The organism is Endozoicomonas sp. 8E (assembly GCF_032883915.1).
Taxonomy (GTDB): Bacteria; Pseudomonadota; Gammaproteobacteria; order Pseudomonadales; family Endozoicomonadaceae; genus Endozoicomonas_A.
On record NZ_CP120717.1, the window covers coordinates 6600003 to 6623226 of the forward strand.

Below are 23224 nucleotides of genomic sequence, written 5' to 3' on the forward strand. Positions count from 1 at the left end.
CTATCCCCGCCCGATTGAGGGTGTCGCAAAACTCTCTACAGCGTTGGAACGAGTTGCCTCCCGTCATTCCCGGCTTCATTCTCGTAATTCCCGCGAAGGCGGGAATCCACACTGACTCACCACCAGAACCCTACTGCCCGATGCCCCCCTGGCCTTTTCATCCCCGAGAAGGCAGAGATCCACCGTTGGCGCTGGATTCCCGCCTTCGCGGGAATGACGACCTCAGAGCATGGGAACGAGCTATTGGAGTTTTGGGTGGAGTTTTGCGACACCCCCGATTGGGCGAGGGTTTGCGACGATTTTGCTAAACAACGGGGAAGCTTGGCCTGACCAGAAACAGCACCCTTGCGGACGCCCTCGCAGCAGGACGGCAGAAAATCGATAACGAAAATTCGGTTTTGTGAGCAGAATAGCGAGCTATTCGACGAACGAAAGCGTATTTTCACCAATTTGCTGCCACCACACGACTGCATGAGTGCTGAGCTATAGCAACGCTGGAACAGTTGTAAGACAGTCTATTCCCGGGCAAGCTCCAAATTGCACTCATTGTGGACATACTTTCCGGCCAGCTTGATGCCCGCTTTCGCCAGAAGCTGACGGTATACCAAAGGCTCCAACCAGACAATCCGCTTCAAATCCTCCTCGCCCAGAATCTCATAAAGTGCCTCTTTCATCCGCACAGTCTGACCCAACGGAAACTCTCCCACCATCAACAGAGGCAAATTGGCGCCTTCCTTATCCTTGCCAATCCCCAGTTCACCCAGCCCATCTACCACTCTTTTGATGGCTGGAATAAAGGTATCCTTGGCACATCGGCTTAATACGGTTTGACCGACATACCAGTCTTTTTCATTGACACCCTCTGGCACTTTATTCTGTTGCAGCACCCAGAAGCCAATATAGCCAGCTTCATTCTTCTTATCTTTCAAGCGAACAAACAGGTGATTAAACTTTCTGGTAGGCAGGGTGGTATTCAATCGCGCCTGCTCCCTTTTGCTGTAGCCCAGATCAGGATAGGCCAGGTAATCACCTTTAGGTGCCCGTTCATAAACATCAACGGTTGGCATAGCATTCATGGCTTTCAGAACCGGTACATGTTTCAAATCCAGTGTGTCAAAATCACTGGCTGTACAGGCTGCTGGCAGCTGATCGAGGAAGAATACCTGGATAGCTACGCCATACTCATAATCCCCACCCTCACTGTCGTAGCTCACCCGATCGTGGCGCATAACACCATCCCGAATTTTGTAACCAATGGCGTAGGTGGTCAGTTGAATAAAATCCAGATCCCTTAACTCTGTCTTTTCACCCACTTTCTGTCTGGCCAGTTTGGCCATCAGACGGGTATCTGAGTCCATTTGTAACTGCTTCTCGGGGGGCATCAGGAAATGACGAAGCTTCAGAACTTCTTCCATGTTCTCGCGAATGTACTGCTCTTTCAGGACCAACCTGCCACTGACCACAATGGCTCTCTTGTGATGGTCATTATATCCGGCAATACCAACGTAAACGGCATCAAGCCTGATTTCGTCATCATCTTTCAGATCAGGCCAGTGGAAGCGTGCCGATTTCCTGAGATTATCAAGAGCGTTAGCAAACAGAATTGTTTCCGAGTCACGGAACGCCAGATTGCCCGGGTGGCCCATACCGGTGAGTGAAGCCTCATAAAAGTCTTCTTTACCAGGTGACTGGCTGTAACTGACATGAACCGGAGAGGCCACAGAGCTGGCCAATACCTTCTCTGGATTATCTGCCGAAGCCAGCACCATGTTGACCTCGGCATTGCTTTCATAGACCACCAGCACCAGATTGTCTGAATAGGTCTTGGCAAAGGATAGTGAAGAGAACAAACTGAGAGAGATCAAGACAACACTGCCTATAAGCCTGAGCTTCATCGGATCAACCCCTTTTTTAGCAAATCTTACAGCAAGGACACTGCCGTATCAGCGAACCGCAGAACTTCCGCAACGGACTCTACAGACGTCATTAAAAAAAGCACCTGATCATCAAAATAGCCAATGAAATGAAACCCGGACGCACAATTGTTTAGACAGAAACGTTATAAAATACTGGTCAAATCCATTTGCACCAGACTGAGAGCTATGCTGAACATGATCAGACAAATCACCAGATCAATGATTTTCCATGCTTTTGGACGGGCTAACAGAGGTGCCAGCTTCACCGCACCAAAACCAAGACCATAGAACCAGATAAGCGATGCGGTGATAGCTCCTAGTACAAAATAACCACGCTGATCACCGTATTGAGCACCAATACTGCCCAATAAAATGACCGTATCAAGATAAACGTGCGGATTCAGCAGAGTGACCGCCAGAGTCAAAAACACAATACTCCGAGTAGACTTTTGCACCTGCCCTTCAGCTTTGAGTTGCCCAGTTTTAAAACTACGCTTCAGTGACATCAGGCCAAATCCGATCAAATAAGCAACACCCGCCCAGCGAGCTACTTCAAGCAGTGTGTTATTACTTTGGATAAGTGTACCAAGACCCATGACGCCGGCCAGTATCAATAAGGCATCACAGACCGCACAAATTGTGGCAACCAGGATAGGTGACTCCCGACGTAAGCCCTGAGCCAGCAAAAATGCATTCTGACTGCCAATAGCTATGATCAAACCACCGCTTAATAGCAAACCATTCAGATAAACTTCCAGCATTGCCTACTTTCTTTTAAAGCACTATGGACAGTGAAAAGGAAGATCAATTAAACAATAATTTTTTGCACAGGTGGAGAATTGAATTACAAACGAGGCAATTGTAAAAAATTTCAGCAAAGTCACCGTAATCCCTCGCCCAAACGAGGGCGTCACCTCTCACACCATACTGCTTCTGTTATAGTCGCGTTATCGCATACTGAATGAAATGATTGACTATTTTCTGGCGGGGTTTAAAGAGTGAGCGAAAATTAAGTCCACTAGATGGTCAGAATGAGTCTCCTCTGGTTTAAAGAAGAGCATTTTTCAACAGAGCAGCCCACTATGGCTGGTTCAAACCCCAATCATAATGATGATCTAAATCCCCTTTGTACTGCCGAAGTCTGGTGCGCAGTTCAGGTTTGGCGTATTTCGCCAAGTGGGCAATCAAAGATTGGTCATTTCCACCGAAGTCGGCTTTGTACCAATGATAGATACTTGAGACGAGCAGTTCGCCATCGTCAAAGGTCACGCCGCGTTCGTGGTTGACGTAATCGGTTGCGGCGGCTTCAAGCAGTGTTTCTGTGTTTTCTGAGGTGAAAGCTTCTGCGGCAACATTCGGGCAACTGTAGCTGGCGCAGTTGACAGCGTAATGGATGCGCGGGTCTTTCCAGATGGGCCTCAGGATATTGTGCTCAATGTTGTTGAGCGTGAGTTTTTTGCCTTGAATTTGGGTGATATCGTCGTTCCAGGGACCAAAGCCGAAGAAACTTTCGCCGAGGTCAGTGATAGTATCCACTGGGTAGTTTTCAAGAATCAATTCCACCGTGAGCGCATTGTAGAGGTTCACCCAGTATGCGAACTGCTCTTGCTTTGAATAGCTGCGAGGGTCAAGCGCGGTCATTTTTTTGAGGTAGTTTTGCAGCCGCGATCTGTCGGCTTTGGAGACTTTGCCGTAATTGAACAGGTTCACGCCGGAGGCATGTTGGTTGTCCAGGTATGTGTCGAGGGTATATTGCCAGTCTCTGTGATCGATGGCGGCTTTGTTGTTTTCGTCGCTTTTATTCCAGAAGGGAATCAACTCAGATTCAGGGGCCGCATGCACGACGCTGACACTCATGAGCAAGCCAGGAAAGCCAAACAAACTCAGCAAAACGAGCTTGGTGGATTGGGTGAAAAATTTCATTGAGACGCTCTTTTTGCCTGAGCATAACATGTGATTTATCGGGCAGGCAAAGGCATCATCCGCGCCATTGTAAAGTGGTGAATAAAAACTTAGTGTCGCGCAGTGCTCCGAAGGCCTACCCATGGCAAGCGTTGAGAAACAGGGTAAGTTTTGAGACATACGACTCAATACCAACAATGAGATGAAGCCCGTGTCTATCATTCGCTTGCAGTTACCCCCCCTTTATGCGAAATTCTCCAACGCTTAAAAAAGCAATAGATGCCCAGAGCGATTAAAATAAAAGCCGTTTTAGATGGCACATCAATGACGGACGGGCCGGCTTCCCCGTGTTCAAGACAGCCATGAATAATAATTAAAATAAAGTGGAGTTCTGAAAAAAATGGTTAACCCAAAACCCGATTCAATCAGCCTTTTATTAGCTGTGTTCCTAGTCGCCGTGTTAACAACAGCAGCGACTTCGACTCTGATCTGACAAGCTGATAGTGTAGGCCAGGGAGTGGCTTACTGAACTTGCTCACCATATAGCTGCTTTTCTGTTGCAATACTCTTCATTGGAACATCCCAGTCCGCCGCCGGAATTGAACTGACTTTCTGACACTCATGGGCTAACCCCATCAGTATCGGTTTACTGCGGTTTTCCAGGAATGCAAAAGTCCGGTCGTAATAACCCGCTCCCATGCCAAGACGGTTGCCCTGCTCATCAAACCCGGTGAGCGGCATAAGTACCAGATCCAGTGCTTCCGCCTTAACGGTTTTTTCAAGATCCAGTTCCGGTTCGGCAATCCCGTAACGGTTCTCTACCATCCGGGTATTGGGTCTGTAGAGCTGGAAATACATCTTTTCAGGCTGTTTCTGATCCAGAACCGGAAGATAGCAGAATTTATCCTGCTCCCAGATCACTTCGGCGATAAATCCGGGATCAATTTCACCATCATTAGCCAGATACAGAGCGATATGCTGACTGTGCCGAAAAGCCTCACTGCTACACACGACAGAGGATAGTTTCTTTGCAGCAGCAAGCTGCTGTTCAGCCGACAGGGATTGACGATTGCTTCGTAACTGCTTGCGCAGGCTGGCTCGATCCATCTGAGATGACACCCGACATTGTTCTACTGGAGCAATATTGTCTACTGCTCAAAGGAAATACTCAATGAGTGAAATGGATGATGGCTTTCAGAAATCGACGTCTGCCTCTCCAGAAAAGGCAAAAGGCCGCTGATTTCAGCGACCTTTTGCTATGTTCAGTGCCTGACTAGCAGCCTGTCGGACTTAAGCGTCCGTAGCGAGGATTGCAAGAAATTGAGGATAAAAATCTCTGTTTCTGAGGAGAATAGCGAGCTATTTGACGAAGAAACAGAGATTTTTAGACCAATTTATTGCAACCGCACGACTGCATGGATGCAGGAGCTAGAGCAACGCAGGAGCAGTTGCCGTGTAGGACAGTCTTAAGTCCGACAGGCTGCTAGAACGGAATATCATCATCAAAGTCGTCAAAGCCACCTGCTGGCGCAGCCTGAGGCTGTTGCTGAGGTTGCTGCTGCGGAGCAGGACGCTGCTGAGGCTGATGCTGCTGAGGCTGCTGAGGCTGCTGTGGAGCGGCTGCTGGCGCCTGCTGTTGCATCGGCTGCTGGGGTGCATTGTATTGTTGTTGAGGAGCAGGCTGTTGTGCAGCTCTTGGCTGGAACTCGCCACCACCTGCAGGCATACCCATTCCGTCTTGACGGCTATCCAGCATTTGCAACTGGCCACTGAAACCGTCAACAACAACTTCTGTCGTGTACTTATCCTGACCGGACTGATCCTGCCACTTACGGGTCTGCAGTTTGCCTTCAATGTAAACCTTGGAACCCTTGCGCAGGAATTGCTGAGCAATTTCAGCCAGCTTGCCGAAAATGACCACCCGGTGCCATTCGGTTTTTTCCTGTGGCTGACCGGTGTTACGATCTTTCCAGGACTCACTGGTCGCCACACTCAGGTTGGCTACAGCACTGCCATTCGGGGTAAAGCGGACATCCGGATCATTGCCCAGGTTGCCGATCAGAATGACCTTGTTAACACCTCGTGCCATCAGTTTCTCCAGTAATTTTTAACATGAGCCCTTTTCACTCCCCACAGGAATGAAAACAGGCTACTGGTTGTCGCTTTCTCATTCATTTATGTCAGCACTCACCGTATTGGCGCAGCGCAGTCATATCCACTATTTTTCTGTCCACCTTCAGATAGGCAGTTCTCTCACTGTCCAGGACAGTCACTTCCTCAACCCCGGGAATAATGGCCAGTTCCCTGCCAATGGCTCGGGCATCCAGGCTCATGGACGAGTCGAGGGCCATCACCATACTGCTGACATAAGGAGGTTGCTTCATGGTAACAGACAACCACCACCAGAGTGCAGTAGGGATTGCACAAACCATCATGACACCGGCCGCTCCCCAGTACTGAAAGGCCAGCCCACCAAGGCTTCCACCCAGGGCAGCCCCCAGAAACTGACTGGTTGAGTATACGCCCATGGAGGTTCCCCGGGTGCCTGCCGACGATAATTTACTGACCAGAGAAGGCAGTGTAGCTTCCAGAAAATTGAATGCAGCAAAAAACAGGAATATTCCCAGCAGGACACTTTCGGCACGCCACATGCCGGCAATGGCTGCCAGCAGGACAGTGACAGCGCCCACAAAACACTGCTTCAGACGACGTTTGGCCTCACTGAAAATAATCACCGGCACAATCATCACAAAGGAGACCGAGAGTGCCACCACGTAAATCCAGCCGTGGTTTTCCCGGGCCATCCCAAGGGTATCTTCCAGCATCTGAGGCAGGAATACGAACAGGGCCATCAGGATGAAATGCAGGGTAAAGATACCGGCCATCAACCTGAGCATTTCCCGGTTACCTATAACATTGCCCACATCTTTGATACTGACTTTGGTGTTCAGATCAGTCCGGGTCACCACCGGAGTTGGCACCATGAACAGTAGAATCAGAATGCTCAACCCGGCCATCACAGCATTACTGCCAAACAGCCCCTCCAGCCCCCACCAGCCGGCAAAAAGAGGGCCCAGTAACATGGCGATGCAGAATGAGAATCCGATACTGATACCAAATACTGCCATGGCCCGGGTACGGTATTGCTCACGGGTCAAATCAGCCAGAAGTGCCGTAACGGCTCCAGATACCGCACCGGCACCCTGAAGAATCCGACCGAAAATGACGCCATAAATAGAGTCTGCCTGAGCGGCAACCAGACTGCCCAGCATAAAGATCATCATACCGGCTATGATAACCGGCTTGCGCCCGAACCGGTCTGACATCCAGCCAAAAGGAATTTGCAGTGCTGCCTGGGTTAATCCATAAGCACCAATAGCAAAGCCGGCCAGGGCCGGAGTGGCTCCCTGCAGGTCTTCGGAATAAAGGACCAGAACAGGCAGTACCATAAACAGGCCAAACATCCTGAATACAAACACCAGTGACAGTGAGACCGTTGATTTCAGTTCCTGCGGAGACATTCCTGACTTCTTATATAACATTGCAAGCGGCCTATTTTATCAGGAAAAACTTTTGAAGAAAGGAGTCGCCGAAAGACAATAGGCCCACTGGATTTAAAAATAGAAAAAAAAACTTACATTTACCTGCAACTTCCCGAAAATCAGCTATTTTTAATCGTTCCGGTGGAAACATGAAGGTCATGAACAAGAAGTCCGCCTGACCTGAGGCCGCTTACAGGTAGCCCAAGCAATAAAAAAAAGAGGATTAATCAACATGATATACCCTGCCCGACGCTTCGGCCATTTACCACTTTTAATGGTGGCGGTACTTGCTTTCTCATTGGCAACTCCCAGGCCAGCAGAAGCCGCTAACGACAGAACGTTTCGCTATGTACTTCTTTCCTCAGGAGTGGTTTTTGCGGGCGGTTTGCTGCTGTTAATTGAAACTTGGTATTCAGGTGGTTCAAATTATTCCGGGGATGTTGAAAATAAGGAATATACATTGCAATTACCCGTCATCACCTACAAAAAGGAGGCGGCGTTAAAAAACCATCACTCCGTTGATGTCAGGCTTGCCCCTTCGGTAGACCCGAAAGGCGAAATAATCGAATTTAAGGGGACCCTGTTGCAACTGAAAGGCACAAAAAAGGCGGCTGTCTGTAACCCCATCCTGAAAGTCAAAGAGGTGAATAAAAACCTTTTAAAAGACATTCACGACCAATGCAACGCCTGGTTCAGCAGAAACAATATGATATTTCCCCATGAAGTCAGTGATATTGATCTGGCAGAAGCCTTTAATGTTGTGCTTCCGGAAATGGTTTACAGGGCCAACATTCTGACCCTCACTCCCTATCAGGTAGCGCTGAACCGCAATCACAAAGAAGTTACCAAGGAAGATATGAGTTATTTCAGCATAGCGATGAGCGACTTCAAGCCTAACCAGTTCTTTAAAACCTGTTATCACTATCCAAGAAACGCCGGCATGAACCCGCCGATGATGGACTCTTCAGGCGAACTGGTTTTCAAACTGCCAAAACAGGGCGTTACCCATTTGCATCATGACGGACACGCCGAGTATTTCATAGCGACTCGCCTGTCCAGCAGCCAGGCTAAACTTGCCTATGCTTGGAAGCTCGGCTCTCCCTGGCCACCTATGCCCAAACCAATCAGATTAACTCCGGCAACCAAAGACATTCTGCCCATTCATGTCCCTGATCACGAGTAATCCGAAAACAAAGTCAGCTCTCAGGTTAACTGCGTGCATGATATTTGTCATAGACAGTCTTAACCCCCCCCCCCCTCCGATCATCAAGAAGTTGTCGCAAAACCCTGGTTCCCATGCTTTTAGGCCTTGTGGGTCCCGGGCGTGGGAGCCCATACATTATATCACGCTGTAGAGTGCGGTTTTCAGGGGAGGTATGCATTTCCACGCAGAGCATGGGTGTCGCAAAACTCCAACAGCTTGTTCCTATGCTCTGAGGTCGTCATTCCCGCGAAGGCGGGAATCCAGCGCCAACGGTGGATCTCTGCCTTCTCGGGGGTGACAAGGCCAGGGGGCACCGGGCAGTATGGCTCTGGTGGTGAGTCACTGTGGATTCCCGCCTTCGCGGGAATGACGAGAATGAAGCCGGGAATGACGAGAATGAAGCCGGGAATGACGAGAATGAAGCCGGGAATGACGAGAATGAAGCCGGGAATGACGAGAATGAAGCCGGGAATGACGAGAATGAAGCCGGGAATGACGGGGTTCAACTCGTTCCCACGCCGGAGAGAGTTTTGCGACACCCTCAGAGCATTGGAACGAGTTGTTGGGCTTTTTTATCCCACCCTACTCATCGCGGTCGATAGCAAATGGAGACCAGGCCTGACGTGTTGGCATCACCTCAACACGGTTGATATTGATGTGTTCCGGCAAGGTTGCGATGTAGAACATTTGCTCGGCAATATCTTCTGCGCTCAAAGGCGTGGTGCCACGGTATAAATTATCGGATGCCTCCTGGTTTCCTTTGGTACGAACCAGGGTGAATTCGGTCTCTGCAATGCCTGGCGAAAGGTCCGTAACACGTACACCGGTCCCCTGCAGATCACACCTCAGGTTGTAGCTGAACTGCTTGACAAATGCCTTACTTGCACCATAAACATGGCTTCCAGGATAGGGCCATTGACCTGCGATCGAACCTACATTGATGATAGTAGCGCCCGCACCTGCCTTGATTAAGGCAGGCAGCAGTGCATGTGTGACATTGACCAGGCCAGTAACATTGGTGTCTATCATGGTATGCCAGTCATTAAGATCAACCTCAGGGGCTCCCTGGGGTGCCAGTGCCAGCCCTGCGTTGTTGACCAAAGCCGTTACTGCTGAAAATTCCTCTGGCAACGACTCTACTGCTTTCTTCACGGCTTGCGAATCACGCACATCCAGTTGCAACACATGCACAGGTACACCCAGTGTCTCTCTGAGGTCCAAAAGTCTCTCTATACGACGCCCCGAAAGAACCAGCGACCACCCCTCCCTGGCAAATCTTTGCGCAGCAGCTTTACCAAAACCAGAGGTCGCGCCGGTAATAAATGCGATTTTCTTCATCATGCTTTCCTTATTAAATCATGATTGTGAGCAGTGCCAACATCATCAAAATGGGCGCTACCGTGTTTTTTGGTGATGAATCAGGGTATAAATCAAACAACTTCTTTCCCAATAAACTGCCCAGCATGGCCACGGGAAAAAGAACCAGACTGAACTGAATAGACCGGGCCGAGATAGCATCGACATAAAGCAACCCCAACAGTGATGTTGCTGAACTCAGGATAAAAAACAGTATCGCCGTTGCTCTGATTTCAATGGCCTTTAACGACAGGTTTAACAGATACAAAACCAGTGGTGGACCACCCGCTGAAGCCGTTGTCATCCCAAAGCCTGACAATGCACCGGCAAGCATGGCATAGCGATGGTTAAGCCATGTAAACCGCAGATCAAACATGATCAAAGCACCGGCAATCAATGAGAAGCCTGCAATCATCATCTTCAGTTCACCTGCAGAGATGACCGAGATAAACAAAAGCGAGACCGGTATTGCACCTAACATGCCTAGCGAGAGCATGGTCAGCAGACGTCGATTAACCTGCCTCCTGACGCCCGGCAACAGACACAGACTACTGAGCAGATCGAGTGTCAGGGCAATAGCAACGGCATCAAAGGGGGAATAGACAAGACTCAGGCACAAGGCAGCAATAATGGCAAATCCAAAGCCACTGTAGCCCCTTACCAACCCGGCAAACAAAACAAATACCGTTGCTAAGCCCATCATCAATTCCGTTAAACATTGCACATTGCTTCTGAAGGCCATCAATGTAATCAGCCCGCGACCTTTCCTATAGAGCCAGTTTTTCAGATTGTCTGAGTCAGCAGCGCCATCGGCCGCTCTGACACAAGGCTTTTTTTAAACTGTCCCTACATCCTCTTTTATGTTTCTCGCCAAGATAACTGCAAATCACAAACAAAGACTCATACCAATCGTGCTTTCTAACTCCCGTGATGAGCATGGAGATTTGAGCCTTAAGACAAGGCGGCAATCGCCAACGCAGGGTTAAGGCTCAAATCTTCAGCGCGATAGGGAGTTAGAAAGCTCGATTGGTATACTTACCCCACTGGAGAATGAAAATGGATGTATTGGGATCAGATGTATCAAATCATCATGTTCTGGAATTGGATAAACACGTATTCCACTCTTGGTCGGTACAAGAGTCGGCAACACCGGTAGCCATTGCCGGTGCACAGGGATCTAACCTTTGGGATTTCGAAGGAAAGCAGTATCTGGATTTTAGTAGCCAGTTGGTGAACACCAATATTGGGCATCAGCACCCAAAGGTGATCGATGCCATCAAGGCCCAGGCTGAATCCCTGGTGACCGTAGCTCCGGCAACAGCAAACCTTGCCCGGGGTGAAGCAGCCAGGCGCATCCTGGATAGAGCACCGGCTAACTTCAATAAGGTGTTTTTTACCAACGCTGGTGCTGATGCCAATGAAAATGCGATTCGCATGGCAAGACAATTTACCGGTCGTGACAAGGTACTTTCTGCCTACCGCTCATACCATGGCAATACCGGCTCAGCGATCGCTGCCACAGGTGATTTTCGTCGTGTACCCAATGAGTACAGCCGTGGGCATGTGCACTTCTTTAACCCTTATCTTTATCGCACCGAGTTCAACGCAAAGACTCAGGAACAAGAGTGTGAGCGAGCTCTGCAGCACCTGAAACGTGTGATTGAATGTGAAGGACCACACTCCATTGCCGCTATTCTTCTGGAGACAATCCCGGGCACAGCAGGCTTTCTTCTACCACCGGAAGGCTATCTGCAAGGGGTCAGAGATCTGGCCACCGAACATGGTATACAACTGATCTTCGACGAGGTTATGGTGGGATTTGGTCGCACCGGCCGCTGGTTTGCCTTTGAGCACTTTAACGTTATTCCCGATCTGATCACCTTCGCCAAAGGAGTTAACTCTGGCTATGTTCCAGCTGGCGGCGTAGTTGTAAGCGAGCCAATATCCGAGTATTTCAAGAGCAACTTCTTTATGGGCGGCCTCACCTATTCTGGCCATCCACTGGCCATGTCCGCCATTGTCGCAACCTTGGATGCGATGGAGGAGGAAGGCATTGTTCGCTATGCTGATGAGGTTGGAAACACGGTTCTGGGACCCGCACTTATCGACCTGATGGAAAAACACAACAGCATTGGCGACATCCGTGGCAAAGGCATGTTCTGGGCCCTGGAGCTGGTCGAAGACAGGACAACACGAGAGCCTTTAAGCAATGAGAAAATGGCCTCCATTAAAACCAAACTAACCGACAAGGGCCTACTTTCTTTTATAGTGAACAATCGTATTCACGTAGCGCCGCCTCTTATCATCAAACCCAATGAGATTGCCCAGGGTGTGGCCATTATTAGTCAGGTCCTCGCGGATTTTGATTAAACCCTGAACAAAAAACGCCAGGACAATCGTCTTGGCGTTGACGCCTCAAAAAGGAAAAAATCTAGATAAAGCCTAACCCTCCAGGGCTCTTGCCAGTTGTTCAACTCCGGGGGTAATGAGCGCCTTGTCGATGGCATGAAAGCCAAGCCTGAAAAAACTATTGGTTTCAGGGTTAGCTTGTTGCTGCTCCATGAAATGTGAATATCCCGTTTCTATCAGAACCCCCCGTTGAGATGCTCTGGACGCCAGTCGTTGACTGCTTATCCGGTCGGGTGTTTCTAACCACAACGCATTGCAATAATTACCCTTGGCCAATCGTTTGCAATCGGGAAGATAGCGCTCAACCGCTTCATTAATCTGGTGCCAGCGCTGGCGTGTATTGTCCTTGAAACGCCGCAGGAAGCTGTCGTAATAACCCTGTGAGATAAAGTGCGCCATTTCCATTTGCACCCGGCTTGGCGGGTGGCGATACATTAAGCGACGCAGTGTTCGTAACTCATAGATCAACTCTTCCGGGGCAACGATATAACCGAGGCGTAGACCGGGTGCCAATGTCTTGGAAAAACTGCTGACATAGACAACACGGTTGTCTTTATCCAATGCCTTGAGTGCAGGCAAGGGGTCCCACTCGGAGTTGCTGTCTGAGTCGTAATCATCTTCTATGATGATCGCGTCACTCTTTTGCGCTAATTGCAAAAGGTTATGTCGGCGTTGCTTACTCATAGTCACGCCCGTTGGAGCCTGGTGACTCGGTGTAACATAGAAATAATCACACTTGGATGACAGCTCGTTAAGCACCAGCCCGCTCTGGTCAACAGCATGCGGATGAAGCTGTGCCCGAGCCAGCCTGAAAATATTGTTAGCTTCTTTATAACCAGGGTTTTCTACCCCCACTCGAGTGTGTTTATCCATTAACATCTTGGAGAGCAAATAGAGCGCGTTCTGTGAGCCAACGGTAATGAGAATCTCATCGCTCCTGGCGTGAATGCCCCGCTGTGGAAGTACCCGGGTCCGGATCTGTTCTACCAATAACTCCACATCCTTATCAACTTTGTCACACAGCCAGCTATGATCTTTCGGGTCTGCAATCACCTTACGAGTAGATTCTCGCCACTGTGCCAGAGGAAAATCATTAATACTCGGCTGCCCATAGATAAAGGGATATTGATAACAGCTCCAGTGGGAGGGTTTCACTATTCGGGGGAAAGCATCTGTAGAAACCTTGAATCGACGGCTCCAGTTTGCGGCATTGGCAGGGTTGTCTGCCTCAAAACGGTTCAACTCCTGCTCCACCTCTTCAACTCTGGTGGAGTATTTTTCCGACAGGTAATAACCACTTCTTGGCTTACTTGTCAGGTAACCGTCATCTGACAATCCTTCATAAACCAGTGACACAGTATTGCGTGACACCTTCAATTGACTTGAAAGCATTCGGCAGGAAGGCAGCGCTTCATCGGCAGAGAACACACCTTCGAGTATTGCCTTAACAAGATATTCTCTTACCTGTTCCTGCAAACTTCTCTTCGAATCAAACTCAATGAAACAGCTGTAATTTATCCCCATGGATTCAACCTTTTGGATATTTTTATTCATTGCATTCGATTAACAACAGCAAAAAGCAAGCCAATATACTAAATTAGTCGTATTTAACTTATATTCTAACTACTGTCCCAATCAGCAGGGAAAATTGGCTCTAACCCAACTATCTATCTCATCTCTAAAGTGAAGGCGTTTACAAATCACAGCAAGTAACGAATTATGAGACATGGAATAAAACTTAGAAAATGGGTAGCCGTTGCTGCAGCAACAATGACTTTAGGCATGTCCAGTATGGTTGTTGCCGATGAGTCGCCATCTTTTGCCAGCAAGGGAATAAAGGTTGCGACAGAGGATAACTACTCTCCGTTCAACTTTATCGATAAAGGCAAGCCAACCGGGATAAACAAAGATCTTCTGGATGAGCTTCGCGACTACTCCGACTTTAAAGTGAAGCAAGAGATTCTGCCCTGGACAGGCCTTCTGGCATCCGTTTCCGCAGGTCAGTATGACCTTGCCCTTACCGGTGCGATCATTACTGACGCTCGCCTCAAAGTATTCGATTTCACCCCCCCCATCGCCTCCGCACAGCACTATTTCGTCGCCCGGGCAAAAGACGACAGCGTAAACACGATTGCAGATCTGGATGGAAAAACAGTTGGCTTGCAGGCAGGCAGCGCACTACTGGAAAGGCTCCCCGAATTGAAAACCATGCTTGAAGCCCAGGATAAGAAACTAGGAAAAGTGGTTGAGTATCAATCATACCCAGAAGCCTACGCCGACCTGGCAAATGGTCGCATCGATTACGTGATCAACAGTATCGTCAATATAAATGAGTTGGTAAAAACCAAGCCCAAGGTTTTCAAGAAAGGTGAAGCTGTATCTGGCCCCGGCTTTGTAAGCTGGCCTGTACCTAAAGACAGCCCTGAACTGCTGGCCTACCTGACTGACTTCTTTGCACACTTGAAAGAGACAGGTCGCATGGCTGAGCTGCAGGAAAAATGGTTCGGTGAATCCTTTGATGAACTACCAACCAACGCCATCGTTTCAGTTAAACAGTACCATAAATTGACTGCAGTACAGTAAAGCACTCTTCATAACCCAGTAATGACCAGGGCTCAAAAATGACTACTCCTATCACCCTGGTCTTACTTGAAAAATCAACGTCAATACTGCTGCAGACAGGTAGGTAACTATGGATTACTACGGATGGATGCAATTGCTTCAGGGAGCGTGGACCACTGCATGGATATCAATGGTATCCATCGCCCTGGGGGTGGTTATCGGGCTCGTGATAGCGCTTATTCGCATGGCCAAATTACCGATCATCGATCAGGTATTAGGAGTTTATGTCAGCTGGGCCAGAGCCACACCACTGGTTACATTAGCCTTGTTCATCTTCCTCTCTTTTCCATCTTTTGGTATTAATCTCGATAAACACTTCTCGGCCATCTTGTGTTTAACCCTGAATACCTCAGCATTTAATGCCGAGATCTGGAGAAATGCATTCCTTAACTTCTCTGGCGGACAGAAAGAAGCCGCTGAAGCCCTGGGTATGCGACGAATGACCTACTTTAGACGCATCATGTTCCCTCAAATGGTGGTCATGAGCCTGCCCGCACTGGTCAACGAGATGTCTTTCTTAATCAAAGGCAGCCCGGCGATTGCCGTGATTGGCGTTGTTGATCTGACTCGTGTTACCAACCGAATCGCAGCCGTCACCTATGAACCCCTGCTTCCTATCCTGTGTGCCGGCGTTCTTTACATGTGCATCATAGGCGTGCTGATCAAATTACAACAAATGGCCGAGAAAAAGGCTAACTATCTGGCTGGCTGATAATAAGGAGTAATCATGGCTGAATGGGAAATAATCTGGCAGCAAAGAGACATCTTTATTTCAGGTTTTGGTAATACCTTTGTACTGTTTTTTGCCGGATCAATCGCAAGTTTCATCCTGGGTGTGAGCCTGCTCTACACCCTCGAAAATGGCTCAAAAGGTGTTAAAAGCAGCGTAATACTGATCATCAATATGATGCGCACCCTGCCCTTCCTGATTCTGGCTTACCTGTTGTACTACGGGTTGCCACAGATCGGAATCCGCATGGATGCCTTTACTGCCGGCCTGATCTCTTTATGCCTTTATCATGGCACCTATTTCTGCGAGATCTTCAGAGGTATTCGCAAGGGGCTGGATTCAGGCTTGACGGAAGCAGCCCAGGCTTGTGGCTTCTCCAGATTCAAGACCTTTACCCGCATTATCATGCCCAATGTGTTGTTTCGATCCGTCCCGCTCATTGCCAATCAGCTGATCATCTGCCTGAAAGACACCGCCTTTCTGTGCATTATTACCGTTGGTGAGATCACAGCGGCCGCTAACAGTATTCAATCGACCTACTTTATTCCGCTTAACGCATTTATTGTGGCTATCGTTCTGTACTGGATTATCAGTATCGCCATCGAACAGGTCAGCAAAATCACACTTAATAAAGTTCAGGATAGAGGGCTAAGCCATGCTTAATGAAAAGATTCTCACCAAGCCAGTTGAAACCCCGAAAACCGCTCAGGGGAGCGCACCTGTGGTAGAACTGCCTGTCCAATATCCACAAACAGAATCCAATGCCCGGGATATTGTAAAGGTAGTGAACCTGTCCAAACAGTTTGATGGCATCGAGGTGCTAAGAGACATTAACCTCACCATCAAAAAGGGCGACGTTGTCAGTATTCTGGGTTCTTCCGGTTCAGGTAAGTCCACCCTGCTTCGCTGTATGAACTGGCTTGAACAACCGGAACGAGGCAGCATTCATTTGGGTGATGAGCGCATAGGTATCAATCCCGTTACCAAGAAACCACTCAAATACAAAGAGCTCGCCAGGATTCGCGAGCGTATCGGCATGGTGTTTCAAAGCTTCAATCTCTGGCCTCATCTCACTGTGCTCAAGAATGTCATGGAAGCCCTGTTACATGTTAAAAAAATGCCAAAAGCAGAGGCGGAAAAAATCGCCAGAGTGCAGTTAGAAAAGGTTGGTATGTCCCATAAACTCGACAGCTATCCAAGTATGCTGTCGGGCGGTCAAAAACAGAGGGTCGCTATCGCACGTGCCCTGGCTATGGAACCAGAGGTATTGTTGTTTGATGAACCCACCTCAGCCCTTGATCCTGAATTGGTTGATGAGGTTCTGACCGTGATGCAGACCTTATCAAAAGAGGGTTACACCATGGTGGTGGTCACACACGAAATGGAGTTTGCCAGAAACGTTTCAAGCCAGGTGGTGTTCCTGGAGAAAGGTATTCTGATTGAAAAATGTCCACCAGAGAAGTTCTTTACTAATCCGGATTCACCTCGGGTAAGACAGTTTTTGAAGCTCGATGGCGCCTGACTAAGCTTGAGCAGTGACAACATAAAGCCCTACATTGCAGGGCTCTATGGCTGCTGCAAATCTCTGACTCCCATGCTTTCAGGCCCTGTGGGTCGCAACATGGGAATGCATTCCCTGATGATAAACCCAAAAAGCCTTTAGAACCGAGCCCCGACATAGTCTATAACCTCAAGTCATTATTGCAGCCACCTGTGAAGGCCCTTCTGGGTAAAGGTGAGCCGGATCAGCGCCGGACGTGATCTGTTTGCGCGAGGGTCGTGGTCAGTGACTCTGTTAAATTAATATTTTTTTCTTCCATCAATGCTTCCAGTAAAGGGTAAAGAGCGCCCAGTTGCTTTTCGAGCGTGTCTTTAATGGTGTCGACGATCACCTGCGTGCCACGTTCAATTTCAATGTTGACCCAGTCACCCGCTTTTTTAGCATTGAACGTTGTAACTCTTCGGGTCTCGGGAATCAGCCAGACCTCAAAACAATCTTTCTTCTTGTCGACATCCGATAAGGTTAAGCTGCAACCGTTAATCGCTATATACCCTTTAGGGAAAATGTATTGCCCCCATTCATTGCTGTATGCAAACCGCATACGGCAGTTTCCCTCGATCTCTTCAACTTCAAGAATCTGTGCCCGAAAGTCGATGTGTCCAGACAGAGGGTGTCCGCCAATTTCTGCCCCATCCATTGCTGCTCGCTCGACATTTACGGCCTGGCCACTGACATGATGTCCTAATGTCGTTACACGTAAGCTTTGCAAAATGACATCAAATCTGGCGAGAGTCGGACTGATAATTTCTGTTACCGTGAGACAAACGCCGTCCACCGAAACACTGGCCCCTATATTCAACCCTTGGCAAAAGCCTTCTGGAAACTCAATGTCAAAGGTTCGGATACCATCGCGGTCATCCACACGGCCAATTTTGGCCATGCCTTGAACAATGCCTGTAAACATTCTATTTGCTCCATTACTTTCGAATTAGTGACAAGGTATACGTGTAGGGATTGTCAGCAGGATCTTCGACGATGTTTCCTCAGGCGGACAATATATACTGTATTTTAATATCTGCACCCAAAATATCTCACGATTTCGGATTAAAGTGCTTTGCTTAAAACGCGCAAGGATGGAAAAAGCCACCTTCCAGACAGGCGAAACCCTCTGGTCAGTTACTTAACATGGGTTTGCGGAAGTAAAGCCTATATAATTGCTCCTTTGCCTGACAGATGGTACTGAGGGACTGGCTTTGGACACAATCACCGTAAGGGGTGCAAGAACCCATAACCTGAAGAACATCGATCTCGATATGCCCCGGGACAGCCTGATTGTCATTACCGGTCTGTCCGGATCGGGAAAGTCGTCCCTGGCCTTCGATACCCTTTATGCCGAGGGTCAGCGTCGCTATGTGGAATCTCTGTCGGCCTATGCACGACAGTTTCTCTCGATGATGGAAAAGCCGGATGTCGACCACATTGAGGGTTTGTCTCCTGCCATTTCCATTGAGCAGAAGTCCACCAGCCATAACCCTCGCTCGACAGTCGGCACCATTACTGAAATATACGACTATCTTCGATTGCTGTTTGCCAGAACCGGTACACCCCGGTGTCCTGAACATCAATTACCCCTGGAAGCTCAGACCGTCAGCCAGATGGTGGATCAGGTACTGGCATTGCCAGAAGGTACCAAACTGATGCTGCTGGCACCTGTGGTCCGGGATCGGAAAGGTGAACACCTCCATGTCTTCAGTGAACTGAGAGCCCAGGGTTTTATTCGCGCCCGCATTGATGGCATTGTCACCGACCTCGACAACCCGCCCGAGCTGGACAAAAAGAAGAAGCACACTATCGAAGTGGTGGTTGATCGCTTCAAGGTAAGAGAAGACTTGCAGTTGCGTCTGGCAGAATCTTTCGAAACAGCTCTGGAGCTGACCGACGGGCTGGCAGCAGTCAGCTTTATGGACGCTGAGGAGCAGGACATTGTTTATTCTGCCCGATTTGCCTGCCCATCCTGTGGCTACAGTATCAATGAACTGGAGCCCCGCATGTTCTCGTTCAATAACCCGGCGGGAGCCTGTCCCACCTGTGATGGTCTTGGGGTCAAGCAATTTTTTGATGAAGACCGTATTGTCCAGCACCCGGAATTAACTCTGGCGGAAGGCGCCATTCGTGGCTGGGATCGCCGCAGCGTCTATTACTTTCACCTGTTGAAGTCACTGGCTGCTCACTTCAGCTTTGATATTGATACCGCTTTTGATGATCTTACTGCGGAGCAACAGACGATTATTCTTCATGGCTCCGGCGAAGAGCAGATTGATTTCAGTTACGTGAACGATCGGGGCGATGTTTATAAAAAGCGCCATCGTTTTGAAGGCATTATCCCCAACTTTGAACGCCGCTTCCGTGAGACAGAATCCCAGTCTGTGCGTGAAGAGCTTTCCAAGTATTTGAGTACCCAGCACTGTCCAAGCTGTAAAGGCACACGTCTCCGTCAGGAATCAAGACATGTCTTTATCGAAGATGAAACACTGCCCGACCTGGTGAAACTGCCGGTAGAACGTGCACTTGCTTATTTCGAACAACTCAGCCTGCCCGGCCAAAAGGGTGAGATTGCTGAAAAAATCCTGAAAGAGATCTGTGATCGTCTGAGCTTTCTGGTGAACGTGGGTCTTAATTACCTGACACTTGATCGCAGTGCGGATACCCTCTCAGGAGGTGAAGCCCAGCGCATTCGACTGGCCAGTCAGATTGGTGCTGGCCTGGTGGGCGTTATGTATATTCTGGACGAGCCCAGTATTGGTTTGCACCAGCGAGATAACGAACGACTCCTGAATACACTGACCCGTCTCCGCGACCTGGGTAATACAGTGATTGTCGTGGAACATGACGAGGACGCCATTCGCACTGCCGACCACGTGATTGATATCGGTCCGGGTGCCGGGGTTCATGGCGGTGAAATTATTGCCCAGGGCACACCTGCCCAGATTATGGACAACGAAAAGTCGGTCACCGGCCAATATTTGACTGGCACTAAAGAAATCGCAATACCTGAACAGCGTACGCCAGTGGATAAAAAGAAGCGACTTAAACTCACAGGCTGCACTGGCAACAACCTGAAAAATGTCACCCTTGAAATCCCGGTGGGGCTAATGACCTGTGTAACAGGCGTTTCCGGCTCAGGAAAGTCTACCCTCATCAACAGTACACTTTACCCTATTGCTGCCCAGGTCTTGAATGCTGCCACTACTCTAACGGCATCAAAGCACAAAAAAATCAGCGGTCTGGACCACTTCGATAAATGCATCGACATTGACCAGAGCCCTATTGGTCGGACTCCAAGGTCTAACCCTGCTACTTACACAGGCATTTTTACCGCGATTCGTGAACTGTTTGCCGGAACCCAGGAAGCCCGCTCCCGTGGTTACAAACCCGGACGTTTCAGCTTTAACGTTAAAGGGGGTCGCTGTGAAGCCTGTCAGGGCGACGGTGTCATAAAGGTAGAGATGCATTTCCTGCCTGACATTTATGTGCCCTGTGACGTCTGTAAGGGCAAGCGATATAACCGTGAAACACTGGACGTTAAATACAAAGGCAAGAATATTCATGAAGTTCTGGAAATGACCGTCGAAGAAGCTCTGGAATACTTTGAACCGATTCCTGCCGTTAAACGTAAACTGCAAACTCTGATGGATGTTGGTTTGTCGTATATTCATCTGGGACAGAACGCGACCACACTCTCCGGCGGTGAGGCGCAGCGCGTGAAACTGGCCAAGGAACTTTCCAAAAGGGATACCGGCAAGACCCTGTACATTCTTGATGAGCCAACTACAGGTCTGCACTTCCACGATATTGAACAGCTGCTGGCAGTGTTGCACAGGCTCAGAGATCGCGGGAATACCGTGGTGGTGATTGAGCACAATCTGGATGTCATCAAAACAGCAGACTGGATCGTCGACCTGGGACCCGAGGGAGGTGATGGTGGTGGTCAGATCATTGCCGAGGGCACACCTGAAGTTGTGGCGGACAATGAATTTTCCCATACCGGTCGCTTCCTTAAGCCGATGCTAAACTCGCCTGATCACTAACAGAGAACCAATATCAGCCCTAGGAGCCTGACCGAGAATAGACTGCCCTACGCGGCAACTGCTCCTGCGTTGCTCTAGCTCCTGCATCCATGCAGTCGTGCGGCGGCAGCAAATTGGTCAGGCTCCTGGCGGGCTAATGGAATACACTCCCGCCGGATTCGGTGGGAGCACTCTTTCAGATATCAATAGCGTTTACAGATTGAAGCTGACGGCGCAATGAAGGATGATTCTCTCCTTGAAGTTTTGCCTTGAAAAAGGGGTCTGCCGTTTTCAGTCAACTGGACGCATACCACTTTTTCTTTCGTTTCGGGCATCTCGGGTTAAGCACTCTAAGGAGTTCACTATGTGGGGCAAGAACAGCTCAGAAAACAGCTTGGTCAGCAGTACCAGAAATGATGACACCATCACTCTGATAGCTGCGGGCACAGAAGTTGAAGGAGACATCCGTTTCCGTGGCATCGTTCATGTTGAAGGTAAGATCAAGGGCAATGTCAGCTCTAACGATGGCAAACTTCAACTGATTGCCGGCAGTCGTGTAGAGGGTAATATTACTGCTGCCCATATAGTCATCAATGGTCGTGTAACTGGCGACGTTTATGCTACTGATAAGCTGGAACTATCGGCTGAGGCCCACGTGGAAGGCAACGTATATTACGATGTGATGGAAATCGCGGCCGGAGCTGCCATCAATGGCAAGATGGAACGTATGCACAAAAGTGGCGAACTGTTGCCCAATCCCTCTGAAGAAGAAAAAGAAGCCAAGGTCAAGCAACTTGGATCTACCTGACCTTCCGAGAGGAAAGAGGTCACTCTTTCCTCTTTATGAATAACCGGTGGGTCAGGCTCATACGTTATTGCAATGAATACCACCTGTTTATTTTGCAGCCTTTTAGAGACGCCTGATGCTTGCGGTGTCGAGCCATATCAACAGCTTAAATTCGAGGTTCGAACCAACTTTTATGGAAATATACTTACTCGAAAAGAAAATTATTGATCCAGATCAATTCTCTTGTAGGCGTTATTACGTATAGTATGAACCACAGGAGCAAGGCAAATACACAATAAGAACAATTTCACAATAAGAAAAAATGATACAAGGAACCAAGAATAAAAATCATAACACTTGATGTAGCCTACCAATATCTAAAGCCAAGTTTGAGAGAACCTGGTTTTTTATTTTATTGACTGTGAAACCAGAAATCCTGCCACTACAATCACACCAAAAATCACCACGAAAAAAATCGTTCAAAGGCTTGCGCTATCGTTTCAGAATAGTAGACCCGTAGAGCCCTATGACCGGAATAAAGAACAGGATAGTCACCATCATGGGAGCCACCATGGCATCCGTGATCACCAGAATACTCCACACCGATACCGGCATCGAGCGCCCCATAGCCACCAGAAAAAGACTCATGCGCGTGAATCTGGAAGAGGGGGTTCTTAGCTCACCCTTCCTGATTGCACTGGAAACCTCAAAAAAAACCGGACACAAGGTCCGGTTTTTTTTGAAGGAGTAAGAAACTTACTCTTCAGTAGCTTCAGCTTCAGCAGCTGGACGATCCAGCAACTCAACGATAGCCATAGGCGCATTGTCACCCTTACGGAATCCGCACTTCAGGATGCGAATATAGCCGCCTGGACGCTCTTTGAAGCGAGGGCCCAGTTCGGAGAACAGCTTGCCAACAGTCTCTTTGTTACGGAGACGATCAAACGCCAGACGACGGTTGGCTACGCTGTCTTCCTTAGCCAAGGTGATCAGCGGTTCTGCAACACGGCGCAGCTCTTTAGCCTTAGGCAGTGTTGTTTTGATTACTTCGTGCTCTACCAGGGAAGCAGTCATATTCTTGAACATCGCCTTGCGATGTGAACTGTTCCGGTTGAGCTTGCGGCCACTCTTACGATGACGCATGGCACAAACTTCCTCATTCTACCATTTGCCTTGCACCCACTCTTT

General features: G+C 48.8%; 22 protein-coding genes. 10 read left to right on the forward strand and 12 right to left on the reverse strand.

Going from position 1 to position 23224, the window contains the following annotated elements; genetic code table 11:
* Positions 1 to 20 precede the first annotated feature (20 nt).
* Entirely contained in the window at positions 21 to 308 is a 288-nt protein-coding gene (locus P6910_RS23280) for a hypothetical protein (protein ID WP_317143641.1), read from the forward strand.
* A gap of 207 nt (positions 309 to 515) precedes the next feature.
* On the opposite strand, the gene P6910_RS23285 is transcribed toward P6910_RS23280, so the two are convergent.
* From P6910_RS23285 to P6910_RS23310, 6 genes are all read right to left on the reverse strand, one after another.
* Positions 516 to 1895: a hypothetical protein gene (locus P6910_RS23285; protein WP_317143642.1), complete on the reverse strand. Its 1380-nt coding sequence runs from the start codon at positions 1893 to 1895 to the stop codon at positions 516 to 518.
* A gap of 164 nt (positions 1896 to 2059) precedes the next feature.
* Positions 2060 to 2677: a LysE/ArgO family amino acid transporter gene (locus tag P6910_RS23290; protein WP_317143643.1), complete on the reverse strand. Its 618-nt coding sequence runs from the start codon at positions 2675 to 2677 to the stop codon at positions 2060 to 2062.
* 319 nt (positions 2678 to 2996) lie between these two features.
* The gene (locus tag P6910_RS23295; RefSeq protein ID WP_317143644.1) at positions 2997 to 3998 is read right to left on the reverse strand and encodes a DUF547 domain-containing protein; all 1002 of its coding nucleotides are present in this window, start codon (positions 3996 to 3998) and stop codon (positions 2997 to 2999) included.
* A 342-nt stretch (positions 3999 to 4340) separates the two neighbouring features.
* Positions 4341 to 4925: a 5-formyltetrahydrofolate cyclo-ligase gene (locus tag P6910_RS23300; RefSeq protein WP_317143645.1), complete on the reverse strand. Its 585-nt coding sequence runs from the start codon at positions 4923 to 4925 to the stop codon at positions 4341 to 4343.
* Positions 4926 to 5301: 376 nt separating this feature from the next.
* Positions 5302 to 5907, reverse strand: a complete 606-nt coding sequence (gene ssb, locus P6910_RS23305) for a single-stranded DNA-binding protein (RefSeq protein WP_317143646.1) — start codon at positions 5905 to 5907, stop codon at positions 5302 to 5304.
* 91 nt (positions 5908 to 5998) lie between these two features.
* Positions 5999 to 7339: an MFS transporter gene (locus tag P6910_RS23310; protein ID WP_317143647.1), complete on the reverse strand. Its 1341-nt coding sequence runs from the start codon at positions 7337 to 7339 to the stop codon at positions 5999 to 6001.
* A gap of 253 nt (positions 7340 to 7592) precedes the next feature.
* On the opposite strand from P6910_RS23310, the gene P6910_RS23315 reads away from it, so the two are divergent.
* Complete coding sequence (locus P6910_RS23315; protein ID WP_317143648.1) at positions 7593 to 8543, forward strand: hypothetical protein; 951 nt, start codon at positions 7593 to 7595, stop codon at positions 8541 to 8543.
* 182 nt (positions 8544 to 8725) lie between these two features.
* Here P6910_RS23315 and P6910_RS23320 read toward each other — a convergent pair whose 3' ends face one another.
* Genes P6910_RS23320 through P6910_RS23330 form a run of 3 tightly spaced genes read right to left on the reverse strand, consistent with a single transcriptional unit; the run spans position 8726 to position 10623 of the window.
* Positions 8726 to 9103, reverse strand: a complete 378-nt coding sequence (locus tag P6910_RS23320) for a hypothetical protein (protein ID WP_317143649.1) — start codon at positions 9101 to 9103, stop codon at positions 8726 to 8728.
* 43 nt (positions 9104 to 9146) lie between these two features.
* Positions 9147 to 9902 carry an SDR family NAD(P)-dependent oxidoreductase gene (locus P6910_RS23325; protein WP_317146585.1) on the reverse strand — a complete coding sequence of 252 codons (756 nt, stop codon included), beginning with the start codon at positions 9900 to 9902 and terminating at the stop codon, positions 9147 to 9149.
* A 13-nt stretch (positions 9903 to 9915) separates the two neighbouring features.
* Complete coding sequence (locus P6910_RS23330) at positions 9916 to 10623, reverse strand: sulfite exporter TauE/SafE family protein (protein ID WP_317143650.1); 708 nt, start codon at positions 10621 to 10623, stop codon at positions 9916 to 9918.
* 353 nt (positions 10624 to 10976) lie between these two features.
* Between P6910_RS23330 and P6910_RS23335 the strand changes: the two genes are divergently transcribed.
* The gene (locus P6910_RS23335; protein ID WP_317143651.1) at positions 10977 to 12290 is read left to right on the forward strand and encodes an aspartate aminotransferase family protein; all 1314 of its coding nucleotides are present in this window, start codon (positions 10977 to 10979) and stop codon (positions 12288 to 12290) included.
* 72 nt (positions 12291 to 12362) lie between these two features.
* Here the strand turns inward: P6910_RS23335 and P6910_RS23340 are convergent, their stop codons facing one another.
* Positions 12363 to 13883 carry a PLP-dependent aminotransferase family protein gene (locus tag P6910_RS23340; protein ID WP_317143652.1) on the reverse strand — a complete coding sequence of 507 codons (1521 nt, stop codon included), beginning with the start codon at positions 13881 to 13883 and terminating at the stop codon, positions 12363 to 12365.
* 216 nt (positions 13884 to 14099) lie between these two features.
* Between P6910_RS23340 and P6910_RS23345 the strand changes: the two genes are divergently transcribed.
* From P6910_RS23345 to P6910_RS23360, 4 genes are all read left to right on the forward strand, one after another.
* On the forward strand, positions 14100 to 14912 hold the full coding sequence (locus tag P6910_RS23345; protein WP_317143653.1) for a transporter substrate-binding domain-containing protein: 813 nt from the start codon (positions 14100 to 14102) through the stop codon (positions 14910 to 14912).
* Positions 14913 to 15021: 109 nt separating this feature from the next.
* A complete protein-coding gene (locus P6910_RS23350; RefSeq protein ID WP_317143654.1) occupies positions 15022 to 15663 on the forward strand; it encodes an amino acid ABC transporter permease in 642 nt (213 codons plus the stop codon).
* A 15-nt stretch (positions 15664 to 15678) separates the two neighbouring features.
* Positions 15679 to 16344 (forward strand): ABC transporter permease subunit, encoded by a 666-nt coding sequence (locus P6910_RS23355; protein WP_317143655.1) that lies wholly within the window; start codon positions 15679 to 15681, stop codon positions 16342 to 16344.
* Entirely contained in the window at positions 16337 to 17203 is an 867-nt protein-coding gene (locus P6910_RS23360; RefSeq protein WP_317143656.1) for an amino acid ABC transporter ATP-binding protein, read from the forward strand. Before P6910_RS23355 ends, P6910_RS23360 begins: the two co-directional genes overlap by 8 nt.
* Positions 17204 to 17426: 223 nt before the next feature.
* Here the strand turns inward: P6910_RS23360 and P6910_RS23365 are convergent, their stop codons facing one another.
* Positions 17427 to 18146 carry a riboflavin synthase subunit alpha gene (locus P6910_RS23365; protein WP_317143657.1) on the reverse strand — a complete coding sequence of 240 codons (720 nt, stop codon included), beginning with the start codon at positions 18144 to 18146 and terminating at the stop codon, positions 17427 to 17429.
* Between the two features lie 289 nt (positions 18147 to 18435).
* Here P6910_RS23365 and uvrA point away from each other — a divergent pair, with 289 nt between their 5' ends.
* From uvrA to P6910_RS23380, 3 genes are all read left to right on the forward strand, one after another.
* A complete protein-coding gene (gene uvrA, locus P6910_RS23370; protein WP_317143658.1) occupies positions 18436 to 21270 on the forward strand; it encodes an excinuclease ABC subunit UvrA in 2835 nt (944 codons plus the stop codon).
* A 343-nt stretch (positions 21271 to 21613) separates the two neighbouring features.
* Positions 21614 to 22057 (forward strand): polymer-forming cytoskeletal protein, encoded by a 444-nt coding sequence (locus tag P6910_RS23375; RefSeq protein ID WP_317143659.1) that lies wholly within the window; start codon positions 21614 to 21616, stop codon positions 22055 to 22057.
* Between the two features lie 505 nt (positions 22058 to 22562).
* A complete protein-coding gene (locus P6910_RS23380; RefSeq protein ID WP_317143660.1) occupies positions 22563 to 22787 on the forward strand; it encodes a hypothetical protein in 225 nt (74 codons plus the stop codon).
* Between the two features lie 5 nt (positions 22788 to 22792).
* Here P6910_RS23380 and rplQ read toward each other — a convergent pair whose 3' ends face one another.
* A complete protein-coding gene (gene rplQ, locus P6910_RS23385; protein ID WP_317143661.1) occupies positions 22793 to 23179 on the reverse strand; it encodes a 50S ribosomal protein L17 in 387 nt (128 codons plus the stop codon).
* Positions 23180 to 23224 lie beyond the last annotated feature (45 nt).

Coding starts and splice junctions, on each gene's coding strand:
- P6910_RS23285 (WP_317143642.1), bottom strand. CDS start 1,895: ATGAAGCTCAGGCTTATAGGCAGTGTTGTCTTGATCTCTCTCAGTTTG.
- P6910_RS23290 (WP_317143643.1), bottom strand. CDS start 2,677: ATGCTGGAAGTTTATCTGAATGGTTTGCTATTAAGCGGTGGTTTGATC.
- P6910_RS23295 (WP_317143644.1), bottom strand. CDS start 3,998: ATGTCTCAAAACTTACCCTGTTTCTCAACGCTTGCCATGGGTAGGCCT.
- P6910_RS23300 (WP_317143645.1), bottom strand. CDS start 4,925: ATGGATCGAGCCAGCCTGCGCAAGCAGTTACGAAGCAATCGTCAATCC.
- ssb (WP_317143646.1), bottom strand. CDS start 5,907: ATGGCACGAGGTGTTAACAAGGTCATTCTGATCGGCAACCTGGGCAAT.
- P6910_RS23310 (WP_317143647.1), bottom strand. CDS start 7,339: ATGTCTCCGCAGGAACTGAAATCAACGGTCTCACTGTCACTGGTGTTT.
- P6910_RS23315 (WP_317143648.1), top strand. CDS start 7,593: ATGATATACCCTGCCCGACGCTTCGGCCATTTACCACTTTTAATGGTG.
- P6910_RS23325 (WP_317146585.1), bottom strand. CDS start 9,902: ATGAAGAAAATCGCATTTATTACCGGCGCGACCTCTGGTTTTGGTAAA.
- P6910_RS23330 (WP_317143650.1), bottom strand. CDS start 10,623: ATGATGGGCTTAGCAACGGTATTTGTTTTGTTTGCCGGGTTGGTAAGG.
- P6910_RS23335 (WP_317143651.1), top strand. CDS start 10,977: ATGGATGTATTGGGATCAGATGTATCAAATCATCATGTTCTGGAATTG.
- P6910_RS23340 (WP_317143652.1), bottom strand. CDS start 13,883: ATGAATAAAAATATCCAAAAGGTTGAATCCATGGGGATAAATTACAGC.
- P6910_RS23345 (WP_317143653.1), top strand. CDS start 14,100: ATGACTTTAGGCATGTCCAGTATGGTTGTTGCCGATGAGTCGCCATCT.
- P6910_RS23350 (WP_317143654.1), top strand. CDS start 15,022: ATGGATTACTACGGATGGATGCAATTGCTTCAGGGAGCGTGGACCACT.
- P6910_RS23355 (WP_317143655.1), top strand. CDS start 15,679: ATGGCTGAATGGGAAATAATCTGGCAGCAAAGAGACATCTTTATTTCA.
- P6910_RS23360 (WP_317143656.1), top strand. CDS start 16,337: ATGCTTAATGAAAAGATTCTCACCAAGCCAGTTGAAACCCCGAAAACC.
- P6910_RS23365 (WP_317143657.1), bottom strand. CDS start 18,146: ATGTTTACAGGCATTGTTCAAGGCATGGCCAAAATTGGCCGTGTGGAT.
- P6910_RS23375 (WP_317143659.1), top strand. CDS start 21,614: ATGTGGGGCAAGAACAGCTCAGAAAACAGCTTGGTCAGCAGTACCAGA.
- P6910_RS23380 (WP_317143660.1), top strand. CDS start 22,563: ATGACCGGAATAAAGAACAGGATAGTCACCATCATGGGAGCCACCATG.
- rplQ (WP_317143661.1), bottom strand. CDS start 23,179: ATGCGTCATCGTAAGAGTGGCCGCAAGCTCAACCGGAACAGTTCACAT.